This is a genomic window from Candidatus Poriferisodalis sp., assembly GCF_965198245.1.
In the GTDB taxonomy this organism is placed as follows: Bacteria; Actinomycetota; Acidimicrobiia; order Acidimicrobiales; family Poriferisodalaceae; genus Poriferisodalis.
This window is the reverse complement of sequence record NZ_OZ240249.1, coordinates 3,112,164-3,123,899: the sequence shown is the minus strand read 5'-3', so window position 1 is coordinate 3,123,899 and position 11,736 is coordinate 3,112,164. Positions and strand designations below refer to the sequence as shown.

The window sequence follows — 11,736 nt, the reverse complement described above, 5'->3', positions numbered from 1 at the left end:
CTGGCCAATCACGATCTGGCCAATCACGATCGAATCTGGAGCCACGGTGAGCCAGTGGACTTTCACCTCAGAATCGGTGACCGAGGGCCATCCCGACAAGATGGCCGATCAGATCTCGGACGCCATCCTGGACTCACTGATTGCCGAGGACCGCCACGCTCGGGTGGCTGTCGAGACGCTGGTCACGACCGGTCTGGTTGTGGTGGCAGGAGAAGTGTCCACCAAGGCGTACATCGACATCCCGCGGGTGGTGCGGGACACCATCATCGGCATCGGCTACGACCACGGTGAGCTTGGTTTCGACGGCAACACCTGCGGCGTCATGATCGCCCTTGACGAGCAGTCGAGCGAGATCACCGAGGGCGTCTTCGGAAGCACTGAAGCTGCCGCGACGTTGGACGTCATTCCTGAACAGGGGGCCGGTGACCAGGGGATGATGTTCGGCTACGCCTGCCGGGAAACCGAGGCGTTCATGCCGCTGCCGATCTATGTCGCTCACCGTATGGCCGAGCAGCTCACCGAAGCTCGCAGGTCGGGCCGCATCCCCTACCTGCGCCCTGACGGCAAGACGCAGGTGAGCTTCGAATATCGCGATGGCGAGCCGATCGCGCTCCGCACTGTTGTCGTCTCCGCTCAGCACCGGGACGGGATCGAGATCGACGGGATGATGCGCCCGGACCTGCTCGAGCACGTCATTGGCCCCACGCTGCCGGCGGCGTTCGCCGACGACGATTTTGAGCTGCTGGTGAACCCTTCGGGCAGCTTCGTCAGCGGCGGACCGGTCGCCGATGCGGGCCTCACGGGACGCAAGATCATCGTCGACACTTATGGCGGCTACGCCCGCCACGGCGGGGGCGCATTCAGCGGCAAGGATCCCTCCAAGGTGGACCGTTCGGCGGCCTACGGCGCTCGCTGGGTCGCAAAGAACGTGGTCGCCGCCGGCGCAGCCGACCGGTGCGAGATCCAGGTGGCGTACGCCATCGGCCGGGCCGAGCCGGTGTCGTTGCTGGTGGAGACCTTCGGGACATCCCGCGTCGACCCAGACGCCATCGCGTCAGCGGTGGCCGAAGTGTTCGACCTGCGTCCCGCTGCCCTGCTGACCGAACTCAATCTGCGCCAACCGATCTACAAGGCCACAGCCGCATACGGCCATTTCGGCCGGGAATCCGACGGCGTGTCGTTCCCCTGGGAGCGTCTCGACCGTGTCGACGAGTTGAAGTCAGCGCTGGGTTTGTAGGCGGGCGGGCGCGACGGCGCCATCGAGCAGGACAGGCAGATCCAGCCGGGTCTGCGGCATCGCGCAATCGGCGCTCACTGTGCGGGCGGCGCGGGGCAGACTGCGACGATGCGCCAAGCGGTCCAAGTGCTGGTCGACGAGCCGGCCATCGACCGCGAGTTCACCTACCTGCTGCCGCCGGAGCTCGCCTCGGGTCGGGTGCCCGTCACCGTAGGCACCGTCGTAAGGGTGGTGCTCAACCGTCGCCGCCTGCGTGGCTGGGTGACCGGGCTCGAAGCACCGGTGCCCAGCGGCCGGGAATTGGTGCCGATCAGCGGTGTCGTTGGAGTGGGGCCGCCGCCGCACATCGTCGAGCTGGCGAGTTGGGCCGCATGGCGCTGGGCAGGCACTCGGGCTCATTTCCTGCGCATCGCCAGTGCCGATCGGGTCGTAGCGGGCCTGCCGTCGGACGTCTCGGGGCGTCGCGAGGGCGCCCAGACCCCTGTCTCGGCTGATGCCCCGGACTGGGTCGCAGCCGCACTTGCGTCCGACCGGAAAGCGCTGGCCGTCGTGCGTCTGGGACCGTGCGCCGACGAATGGCCGCTCATCGAGGCGGCAGTGCGGCGCGGTCGGTTGCTGGTGCTGATGCCCACCGTGGCATGGGCGGCGCGGTTGGCAGGGCGGCTGCGACAAGCCGGCGTCTCAACTGCGCTGGCTCCTCGCGACTGGGCAGGCGCGACCGTGGCGCAGGCGGTGGTGGGAACCCGGACTGCGGCTTGGGCACCGTGCGGCCCCATGGAGACCGTGATCGTGCTCGACGAGCACGACGAGGCCTACCAGTCCGAAGCCGCTCCTACTTGGAACGCCCGTGACATCGCCGTCGAGCGTGCCCGCCGCGACGGTGCCCGGTGCCTGCTCGTCGGACCGATGCCCTCACCCGACGCAGTCGTACTCGCCCGCCAGCCCGGTGCCGCGGCCGCCCCGGCGCTCATCACCGCACCACGACCGTCCGAGCGCAGAGTCTGGCCCCGGGTGCAGATTGCCGACCGGCGACAGGACGACCCGACCGCAGGGGAGTGGTGCGGGGAGGCCCTGGCCGCGTTGCTGCGGACCGATAGCACCGTGGTCTGCGTGCTGAACCGCACGGGGCGGGCTCGCCTCGCGTACTGCGCATCGTGTGGCGAGTTGGCGTGTTCGGAGCAAACCGGGCGTGCACTGCGACTGGACAAGGAGCAGTTTGTCGATCCCGGCAGCGGCGAGAAGCGACCGGCGGTCTGCGAATCCTGCGGCGCCATCAGGTTCCGGCACGCTCGTGTCGGCGTGAAAGGTGTTGCGGAGGAGATGGAGCGCCTGGCTCGACGCCCCGTGATCCAGATCGTCGGCGAGAGCGCAGCGGCTGCCGGCTCGACTGCCGACTCAACCCACAGGCACCGGCAGGCGCCCTCGCCGCGGCTGGCCGATGGGCCTGCGCTCTACATCGGCACCGAAGCAGTTCTGCACCGGGTTCCATCAGCAGATGCAGTGGCCTTCCTGGACTTCGATCAGGAGCTGACGGCGCCTCGTTACCGGGCCGCCGAGGAGGCCTTCGCGCTGCTTGTACGCGCAGCGCGGCTGGTGGGACCGCGCACTGGTGGAGGCCGCATTGTGGTGCAGACCCGCCTGCCCGCCCATCCCGCCCTGTTGGCGGCTGTCGAGGCCGATCCGGGCGACTGGATCCGTGCCGAAGTCGAGCGTCGATCCCAAATGCACCAGCCGCCGGCTGCCGCCTGGGCGCTGGTGTCGGGCGCAGCAGCCAGCACCTACATCGACCTCCTGTCAGCCGGCGATCCCGCCAGCGCACTCGACATCGCCGGGCCTGCCGAGGGCACCTGGAGGATTCGCAGCGACGACCGGGACGTATTGCTGCACGCGCTGGCAGCCGCCGAACGGCCATCGGGACGGCTGCGGGTCGCCGTCGACCCGCTGCGTGCCTGATTCAGCTCGCCGAACGCTCCGCCGTTCGGCGCGCGGGCGCGCCGGTAGCCTCCGAAAGCCATGGGAGGCACCTTCGAGATCCGGCTGATGGGCGATCCGGTGCTGCGTCAGCGGGCTGCCGAGATCACTGAGATCAACGGCCGCGTCGCGCGCATGGTCGACGACTTGCTGCCTGTCATGTACGAGGCCGAGGGGATCGGCCTCGCCGCTCCCCAAGTGGGCATCCAACGCCGCCTGTTCGTGTTCGACCTCTACGAGGGCGACGGCCCCCAGACCCTCATCAACCCCGAGATTGTCGAGAGCGACGGCGAGTGGACCTATACCGAAGGATGCCTGTCCGTGCCGGGCCTGACCTACGACATCGTCCGCCCCAAAGAGGTGCATCTCGTGGGTTTGGATCTCGACGGCAACGAGGTCAGCATCGAGGCCGACGACCTGCCGGCACGCCTGTTCCAGCACGAGCTCGACCACCTCGACGGCGTGCTGCTCATCGACCACCTCAACAAGGCCGAGCGCAAGGACGCCCTGCGAGAGTGGCGCTCGAAGCTGGCACAGCTGCAGTCGGGCGCCCCGGGCCCCGCTGCGAGCGGCCCAGTCCCTCTCGTCGGCCGCAACAGCGCGGCGGGCTGAGCATTCGGGGGCTGCGTCGCGCCTTCTTTGTGCAGATTTGCCGCCTGTGGCGGCATTTTTGCGCAAAGTCGGGATGTGCCGGTCGCGATGAGGTGCCCGAAGGACTCATGACACATCCGTTGCCGACTCTGCCACTGCCCCCGAACCGGCCGCGCCGCGTCGCGTTCGCCGGCACCCCGAACGACGCCGTGCCCGCATTGGGGGCGCTTGCTGAGGCCGGCTTCGACATTCCCCTCGTTGTGACGGGCGCGCTACGCCGGCGCAGCCGACGCGGGCATGACACTCCGAGCCCCGTTGCCGCTGCAGCGGAAGAGCGAGGCCTCTCGATCAGTCACGACCCGGCTGACCTTGCAGCCTGTGATGCCGACTGCGCGGTGGTCGTCGCCTACGGCCGGCTGCTCGGCGCTGACGTGCTGTCTCAGGTCCCGATGCTCAACCTGCACTTCTCTCTGCTGCCGCGCTGGCGTGGCGCAGCGCCGGTGGAGCGTGCACTCCTCGCCGGCGACGAAGTCACCGGCATCTGTTTGATGGCGTTGGAAGAAACGCTGGACACCGGTCCCGTCTACTGGCGCCATGAAGTTTCGATCAGCTCAACCGACACCGCCGCCAGCCTTCGCAGCCGCCTCGCCCACGAGGGTGCCGAGCGTCTCGTGACCTCCCTCAACGACGGTCTCGGCGCACCCGAGACGCAGCAGGGCGAGCCCACGTACGCCCGAATGCTCAGCCCTGCCGATCGAGAGATCGATTGGTCTCAGCCCGCAACCCACATCGATCGCCAGATCCGGGTGGGTGGCGCATGGACCGCCCTCGAAGGCCAGCGCTTCATCATCCGCGCCGGCACCCCGGTGCCGGGCAAGCATGATGCGCCACCTGGCGCGCTGGCCGGTGACGCCGTCGTCGCTGGTCACGGGCTCGTGCGCTTGAGTATCGTCCAGCCCGCTGGCCGCGCAGCGACCGAGGCCCAGGCATGGCTGAACGGCGCCCGCCTGCCACCTGGCACCCGCTTCGGCTGACCTCGCGCCTAGCGTGACCAGATGCGGATCGGGCTGATCTCGGACACTCACATCCCCGAGGCTGCGCCGGAGCTCTGGCCCGAGGCGTATGCAGCCATGGAGGGGTGCGACGCCATCCTGCACGCCGGCGACATCTACGACATCTCGGTCGTCGACCGGCTCAACGAGATCGCACCGACCTGGGCCGCTCGGGGCAACGGCGACGACGGCTCGTCGGGCCGCGACATCCAGCCTGACCATCGGTTGCTGGCAAACGCGTGGGCGCACACCTTCGGCGGCGTGCGGGTCGGCCTCACCCACCACCTGCCCGTGCCGGAGCTGTCCTTCTACACCGTGGCCGACGCCATCGAGCGGCACTTCGGCGGCGAGCAACTCGACGTGTGCGTGTACGGCGACACGCACGTTCACCGCATCGACACGCTGTCTGGCGTGCTGTGCGTGAATCCCGGATCACCGACGTTCCCTCGCAACCTCAGCGCCCAACTCGGCACCGTCGGATATCTCGACATTGCTGACGGCGTGGCCACGCCGTCGCTGTGGCAGCTCACACCCGACGGGCTCGAACCCACCGAGTCCTGGGATCGTGAGATCTGAGGCTGCTGCAAGGCACGTCAGCAACACCTCGACAAGCCGCCAGCACTTCGCTCGCTCAGCCGGACGCGATGATGCGGCTCCTGCGTCCTGTCGTCAGCCAGTCCATGCCGTCGCGGACGTATTCGCCGGTTACATCGCGGGTCGGGCTGTAGTCCCACGACATCGTTCCGCCGGCCTGCGCCGCTGCGCTCAGAACCCGCCGGGCTCGCTGCGACGCGAGCACCTGCTCGCGGAGCGCGCTCGCGTCCCAGCGCTGCGAGGTCTCGGCGGCAAACACTGCCGCTGCTTCGGCGTGCTCAGGGTCGGTCGCCAAGTTGGTTCGCTCAAGCGGGTCGGCCTCGACGTCGTAGAGCAGGGCCGGGTCACCCTCGCAGTGGATGTACTTGTAGCGGCCTCGGCGGATCATGAACATCGGCTGGGTGGTCAGGACCGCCGTGTACTCGCCGATGGCCTCGTCGACGTCATCGTGGTCGCCTGATGCAAGCTCCCACAGGCTGCGACCTGCTGAGTCCGGCCTCATCTCTGGGCGCAACTCGGGCCATCCGGCGCCGTCTGTCGCAACGTCCAGAATGGTCGGGAGCAGGTCAACCAACGAGCACACGTTCGGGATCGTGCAGTTGGCGACGCCCGGCCCTGCCACCACCAATGGAACCCGAGCCGCGCGCTCGAAGAACGACATCTTGAAGAATGCCCCCCGGTCGCCGAGCATGTCGCCGTGATCGCTGAGGGCGATGACGATCGTGTCGTCGGCGTGCCCGGTCTCCTCAAGCACCCGCACGAGTCGCCCTAACCAGGAGTCGAAGTAGCTCGTGTTGGCGTAGTAGCCGTGCCGTGCGTTGCGGCATTGCTCGTCGGTGTACCCAGGCGTTTCGGCCCCGATGCCGTGACGGATGCGCCGAGTGTGGGCATCGATCTCACGGTCGGCAATCGGCTCCGGCAGGTCGATGTCGTCGGGGTCGTACAGGTTCCACCATTCCGGCCGGGCCTCGTAAGGGTCGTGGGGGTGGGTGAACGACGCGACGAGGAAGAACGGGCGCTCGTCGCTGGGTCGGCGGGCAAGGTCATACAGGTGCCGGACGGCAGCGAATCCGGCTTCTTCGTCGAAGTCGTGCTGGTAGTTGGTCAGCACCGGTCCCGCCTCCGACAGGCTTGCCATGTTGTACCAATGGCTCAACGGTGCAGCGGCAGCGTCCCAGTCGGGCGTCAACGCGAAGCCCGAGGGGTAGATGTCGGTGGTCAGACGCGCTTCGAATCCGTGGAGCTGGTCGGGTCCGATGAAGTGCATCTTCCCCGACAGCGTCGTGCGGTAGCCCAGCAGACGCAGGTAGTGCGTCAGCGTCGGCACCGATGCCGCGAACTCCGACGCGTTGTCCCACGCACCAATCGCTGTGGCCGGCTGCCCGGACAGCATCGAGAACCGCGAAGGCGCGCAGAGGGGAAAGTTGCAGTAGGCGGCGTCAAAACGCACTCCCCGTTCGACAAGAGCGTTCATTGCTGGGGTCTGCACCAGCGGATGCCCGTACGCCCCTGTGAAGTGGGGCGCCAGTTGGTCGGCCATCACCAAGAGGATGTTCGGCTTCGTCATCAAGCGGAACCTAACCACCAAGTCCGGCTGCGGAGACCACGGTGAACGCCGTTCGGCTTCCGAACCGTTTCGTCGGCGGATTCCCGGCGGGCCGTCGCCGCCTAGGGTGCCGCGCGCAACCCGTTCGCTACGACACAGGGGAAACAGCAGTGGCCGACGACCCAGCAATCGACAAGGACGCATGGCTGGCAGCCACCGTCGAGCAGCCCATCGATCCCGACATCGAGATCGTCGACCCGCACCATCACCTCTGGGACTTCCCGGCGGGCACGTACCTCGTGCCTGAACTCCACGCCGACACCGGTGCGGGCCACAACGTCACCCAGACGGTATTTGTGGAGTGCATGGCTGGCTACTACACCAGCGGGCCCGAGCACATGCGGCCGGTGGGCGAGACCGAGTTCGTCGCAGAGCAAGCCGCCATATCAGCCGATGCCGACGGGGCAACCATCTCGGCGATCGTCAGCTTCGCCGACCTGACGCTCGGCAACGCCGTCGAGGAAGTGCTGGCGGCGCACGACGAGGCCGGCGAGGGCCTGTTTCGGGGCATCCGTCACGCCAACGGCTGGGACGCAAGCGACCAGATCCGCGAGAGCCACACCAAGGCCCCGCCCGGCCTGCTCGGAGCTCCGGATTTCCGGACCGGATTCGCCACGCTGGGCCGGATGGGCTTCAGCTTCGATGGCTGGATGTTCCATCCGCAAGTGAACGAACTCGTCGACCTCGCTCATGCTGTGCCCGATACACCCGTCGTGCTCGACCACCTCGGCGGCCCGCTGGGCATCGGCCCCTACACCGACCGCCGTGATGAGGTGCGCGCCATCGTGCGGCCAGCGCTCGAAGCGCTTGCCAGGCACCCCCAGGTCACCGTCAAGGTGGGTGGCATTGGCATGAGCATCTATGGCGTGGGCTTCAAGCGACTCCCTCAGGCACCTTCCTCGGAGCACGTCGCAGCAACCTGGAGCGACGACATCCGACACGCAATCGAGACCTTCGGCCCCGACCGCTGCATGTTCGAGAGCAACTTCCCAGTGGACAAGCAGGGCTGCTCGTACACGGTGCTATTCAACGCCTTCCAGCGCATCTGCGATCAGGCCGGCTACACGCCCTCAGAACGCGCCGACCTCTTCGCCGGTACCGCTCGCCGCTTCTACCGCGTCGACCCGCTGAGCTAAGTCAGCGAGCTACGTCAGCGAGCTAGGTCAGCCCGAGCCCCTCGTGGGGCAGCGTCGCCCACTGGGTGTCGTCGTGCCCGTAGAGCAGCCGGCACCCCTCCTCGTCGCGCATCGACTTCAGCCGCCGCATTGATTCCAGCTGCATGTCGTGGTTGAAGCCGAACGGCGGGAGCAGCATCCGGTCGAGCACGTCTTCCCAGTAGACGCAGTCGCCGGTCAGCACCACCGGACCGCTGTCCAGCTCCACCCGCAGTGACTGGTGACCCGCCGTGTGTCCCGGTGTCGGGATGCACGTCACCGAGCCGTCGCCGAACACATCGTGCTGGCCGTCGATGAGCAGCACGTCGTGGCCCAGGTCGAAGTCGGAGGGCTTGTACACCTCGTGCTCGATGAGCTTGGGGTGATGTCCGGCCTCCCACTCGGCCCGCTGGCAGATCAGCCGTGCATTCGGCAGCAGTTCCGTGCCGCCGCAATGGTCGAAATGCAGGTGACTGAAGATCACGAACGTCAACCCGGCCGGATCGACTTCGACGCCCTCCAGCCGGGACGAGACCTCCTCGCCCGCCGAGTAGTCGGCCGTGAAGGCCTTTGCCATCAATGGGTAGCGGGTACCTACGCCGTCCTGCACCTGTGGGTGCATGCCGGTGTCGAACACCAGCGTCTGACCGCTGGAATGGCGCACCAGCCAGCTCGGGATAGGCAGCCGCACCTCGCCGGGCGCATCCGCGATCACCGAGGCGGTCGCGGTGGACAGCCAGCCGCATTCGAGGGGGACGAGTGAGAGCTTGCTCATGCGATGTATCTCCTGTGCACCGTGTCAGGTGCTGTATCTCCGACGCGCCTTGTCAGGCGCCGAAACCTTTGCCCAGGGGACGGTGATCGGGGAAGTCAGGTTCACGGCGATCCATCTGGGCCCGGAAGGCTTCGCCCATGTCGTCGGTGTCGAACATCGCGGCGTTCCACGTGGCGATGTACTCCAGGCCGTCGGCGACCGAGTGATCGCGGCTGTAGTTCATCGACTGCTTCGTGCCCCAGATTGCCATCGGGCTCTTCGCGGCAATCTGGGCAGCAATGTCGTCGACCGCTTCCATCATCGCAGCGTGGTCGTCGTACACAGCGTTCACAAAGCCGCGGTCGAGTGCCTCTTGGGCACCCATACGGCGGCCGGTATAGGCCAGCTCGCGCACAACGCCCTCGGGCACCAGCTTGGGCATCCGCTGAAGCGTTCCCACATCCGCGGTCATGCCGATGTTGATCTCCTGGATCGAGAAGAACGCGTCCTGTGTGGCGTAGCGCAGGTCGCAGGCCGAGACCATGTCGACACCGCCGCCGACGCACGCACCCTGGACGGCGGCGATAACCGGCAGCCGGCTCTGCTCGAAGGCGTTGAAGGTTTGCTGTGCGCGCAGTGCGGTATTACGAAACTGCGCACGTGCCCGGCTGCTGTGTCCGCCGCCGACGCCGCTGGCCGGCTCTTCGAAGCCGCCGAACACAGCGAGGTCCATGCCCGAGCAGAAGTGCCTGCCGATCGCTGACAGCACGACGACCCGGGCGTCGGTACCAGTCGAGATCTCGTCGGTGATCTGGGGCAGCTCCCTCCAGAACTCCAAGATCATCGAGTTGGCCTTCTCGGGGCGCTTCATGACCAGGCTGGCGATGTGGTCGCGCACTTCCACGTCGAAGCAGGTGTAGTCGGATCCGGTCATCGGCTCGCCCCTTCCGTCTCGCAAGTCCGCACAAGTCAAGCGCGTGAACGACGAGTCCGCTTCGATGGTGCCCATCGGCACGGTCCCCGACGCCCTGCGACCCCTCCGCACTTCGGGACCCGGCCGCTGGCCCAGCGCTAGGGTCCGCGGCGGCGACGGAGGCTGGAGGATCGATGCACGACGAGACTGCCGCCGAGGCTCCGCTCGCCGGCATCCGCGTTGTCGAGATGACCATGTACGTGCAGGGCCCCACGAGCGGTCTCACCCTGGCCTCGCTCGGCGCCGACGTCGTCAAGATCGAACAAGTCGGCCAAGCCGACTACATGCGCAGCTTCACCAGCCTGTTCGGGGTGACCTTCGACGAGCGCGGCCAAGAATGGCTGTACGCGTCACTGAACCGGAACAAGCGGTCGCTGGTGCTCGACATCGCGTCTGAAGCGGGTCGTCCGGTCTTCGAGCGGCTGATCAGCCAGGCCGATGCCTTCATCACCAACCTGCGGACCGCCGGCTTGGCACGCTATGGCGCAGATCCCGAGACGCTGCTCGGGCTCAACCCGCAGTTGGTCTATTGCCGGGGCGGCGGGTTCGGGCTGCGAGGCGAATTGGCCGAAGATCTGTGCCAGGACACCGTCGGCATGGCCCACGCCGGGTTCATGGATGCGATCTCGTCGACCGATGTGCCGACCTACCCACCGGGTGCGCTGAGCGACATCCTGACGGGCACCAACATGGCCTCGGCGGTGATGGCCGGGCTGATCAAGCGTGCGCGCACCGGACGCGGCTGCGTGGTGGGCACGTCGCAGACTCAAGCGCTGCTGTGGCTGACGAGCCAGGCCGTGGGCGTGGCCGCCAACGTCGGCCAGCGCATGGATCGCTTCGACGTCACCGGAGCCTGGAACCCGTTGTTCACGGTGTACGAGACGGCCGACGGCTGGATCGCGATTGCCGTCCTGCAAGAAGCGCAGTGGCAAGGGCTGGCCCCGGCCGTCGGCATCGAGTCGTGGCTGGACGACCCGCGGTTCGCGACCTTCGAGGACGTGGTAGCCAACCGTGCCGAATTCACCCCGCTGTTCGCCGCTCACATGAGGACGGACACCACCGAGGTGTGGTGGCGGGCGATCCGCGGATGCGGGGCATGGGTGTCGCCGGTGAATCGCGTGGAGGACCTCGCCGACAACCCCGACATCCTGGCCAACGAGTACCTCGTGACCTACGACGACGGTTTCATCGGCCCGCCGGCCATGCTCGAAGTCGATGAATTCCGGGGCGCACGCGGCGGCACTGCCGACTACGGCGAGCACACCGACGAGGTACTGACCGAGCTAGGCCGCTCGGGCGCCGACATCGCCGAGCTCCGCAACGACGGCATCATCGCCTGAGCCTCGTTGGGTGGAAAATGCGCTTGGTGCCGGTGGCGCACCGCAGTACGGTGATGTCGTGGCCGATGACGAAGTCCCCGATGCGCTCCCGCCGGTAGGCGAGGCGCTCGACGCTGCGTTCGCAGTCCAGCGCGCGGCCCTGCGACGCGTCGAGACTTCACAGCGCGAAATCCAGGCGTCACAGTGCGAGACGGCCGAGATGCTGGCTGGCCACTCCGAGCTGTTGCTCGGCATCGCAGAGAAGGTGGACAAACTCAGCGAGTGACGATGCCGCCGATCTGGCGACCGCCGAGATCGGTGGATTCGGGAGTCAGAGGCGAGCGAGGGCCTCTTGCACCCCGGTCGAGAGGTCGAGCGCTGTGTACTAGCCTCCACTATTCGTGAATCTCTCTCATGTGATGCTGAACGTTTCGGGCCAGGTCGTGCGGTGCGCTGCGCTCACGGCGGCAGGTCGCGTGCCCGGT

General features: G+C 67.4%; 11 protein-coding genes. 8 read left to right on the top strand and 3 right to left on the bottom strand.

Translation table 11 applies throughout. The annotated features are described in order from the left end of the window. Positions 1-46 precede the first annotated feature (46 nt). The 5 genes from metK (at position 47) to ACOCMM_RS13960 (ending at position 5,427) form a co-directional block, all read left to right on the top strand. A complete protein-coding gene (metK, locus tag ACOCMM_RS13980; protein ID WP_419553747.1) occupies positions 47-1,237 on the top strand; it encodes a methionine adenosyltransferase in 1,191 nt (396 codons plus the stop codon). Positions 1,238-1,345: 108 nt separating this feature from the next. Beyond that, positions 1,346-3,190 carry a hypothetical protein gene (locus ACOCMM_RS13975; RefSeq protein ID WP_419553746.1) on the top strand — a complete coding sequence of 615 codons (1,845 nt, stop codon included), beginning with the start codon at positions 1,346-1,348 and terminating at the stop codon, positions 3,188-3,190. 60 nt (positions 3,191-3,250) lie between these two features. Continuing rightward, complete coding sequence (def, locus tag ACOCMM_RS13970) at positions 3,251-3,820, top strand: peptide deformylase (RefSeq protein ID WP_419553745.1); 570 nt, start codon at positions 3,251-3,253, stop codon at positions 3,818-3,820. A gap of 107 nt (positions 3,821-3,927) precedes the next feature. Continuing rightward, complete coding sequence (locus ACOCMM_RS13965) at positions 3,928-4,833, top strand: methionyl-tRNA formyltransferase (protein ID WP_419553744.1); 906 nt, start codon at positions 3,928-3,930, stop codon at positions 4,831-4,833. A gap of 21 nt (positions 4,834-4,854) precedes the next feature. After that, positions 4,855-5,427, top strand: coding sequence for a YfcE family phosphodiesterase (locus ACOCMM_RS13960; protein WP_419553743.1), 573 nt, complete (start codon positions 4,855-4,857; stop codon positions 5,425-5,427). 55 nt (positions 5,428-5,482) lie between these two features. Here ACOCMM_RS13960 and betC read toward each other — a convergent pair whose 3' ends face one another. Beyond that, positions 5,483-7,012: a choline-sulfatase gene (gene betC / locus ACOCMM_RS13955; protein ID WP_419553742.1), complete on the bottom strand. Its 1,530-nt coding sequence runs from the start codon at positions 7,010-7,012 to the stop codon at positions 5,483-5,485. 149 nt (positions 7,013-7,161) lie between these two features. On the opposite strand from betC, the gene ACOCMM_RS13950 reads away from it, so the two are divergent. Further along, the gene (locus ACOCMM_RS13950; RefSeq protein ID WP_419553741.1) at positions 7,162-8,187 is read left to right on the top strand and encodes an amidohydrolase family protein; all 1,026 of its coding nucleotides are present in this window, start codon (positions 7,162-7,164) and stop codon (positions 8,185-8,187) included. 22 nt (positions 8,188-8,209) lie between these two features. Here ACOCMM_RS13950 and ACOCMM_RS13945 read toward each other — a convergent pair whose 3' ends face one another. Further along, the gene (locus ACOCMM_RS13945) at positions 8,210-8,980 is read right to left on the bottom strand and encodes an N-acyl homoserine lactonase family protein (RefSeq protein WP_419553740.1); all 771 of its coding nucleotides are present in this window, start codon (positions 8,978-8,980) and stop codon (positions 8,210-8,212) included. Positions 8,981-9,032: 52 nt separating this feature from the next. After that, on the bottom strand, positions 9,033-9,893 hold the full coding sequence (locus ACOCMM_RS13940) for a crotonase/enoyl-CoA hydratase family protein (RefSeq protein ID WP_419553739.1): 861 nt from the start codon (positions 9,891-9,893) through the stop codon (positions 9,033-9,035). Positions 9,894-10,066: 173 nt separating this feature from the next. On the opposite strand from ACOCMM_RS13940, the gene ACOCMM_RS13935 reads away from it, so the two are divergent. Then, positions 10,067-11,272: a CaiB/BaiF CoA transferase family protein gene (locus ACOCMM_RS13935; RefSeq protein ID WP_419553738.1), complete on the top strand. Its 1,206-nt coding sequence runs from the start codon at positions 10,067-10,069 to the stop codon at positions 11,270-11,272. A gap of 10 nt (positions 11,273-11,282) precedes the next feature. Beyond that, positions 11,283-11,537, top strand: a complete 255-nt coding sequence (locus ACOCMM_RS13930) for a hypothetical protein (protein WP_419553737.1) — start codon at positions 11,283-11,285, stop codon at positions 11,535-11,537. The last annotated feature ends 199 nt before the right edge of the window (positions 11,538-11,736 follow it).

Bases quoted from the DNA above. Each gene is read 5' to 3' on its own strand.
- ACOCMM_RS13975 (WP_419553746.1), top strand. From the start codon at position 1,346: ATGCGCCAAGCGGTCCAAGTGCTGGTCGACGAGCCGGCCATCGACCGC.
- def (WP_419553745.1), top strand. From the start codon at position 3,251: ATGGGAGGCACCTTCGAGATCCGGCTGATGGGCGATCCGGTGCTGCGT.
- ACOCMM_RS13965 (WP_419553744.1), top strand. From the start codon at position 3,928: ATGACACATCCGTTGCCGACTCTGCCACTGCCCCCGAACCGGCCGCGC.
- ACOCMM_RS13960 (WP_419553743.1), top strand. From the start codon at position 4,855: ATGCGGATCGGGCTGATCTCGGACACTCACATCCCCGAGGCTGCGCCG.
- betC (WP_419553742.1), bottom strand. From the start codon at position 7,012: ATGACGAAGCCGAACATCCTCTTGGTGATGGCCGACCAACTGGCGCCC.
- ACOCMM_RS13945 (WP_419553740.1), bottom strand. From the start codon at position 8,980: ATGAGCAAGCTCTCACTCGTCCCCCTCGAATGCGGCTGGCTGTCCACC.
- ACOCMM_RS13940 (WP_419553739.1), bottom strand. From the start codon at position 9,893: ATGACCGGATCCGACTACACCTGCTTCGACGTGGAAGTGCGCGACCAC.
- ACOCMM_RS13935 (WP_419553738.1), top strand. From the start codon at position 10,067: ATGCACGACGAGACTGCCGCCGAGGCTCCGCTCGCCGGCATCCGCGTT.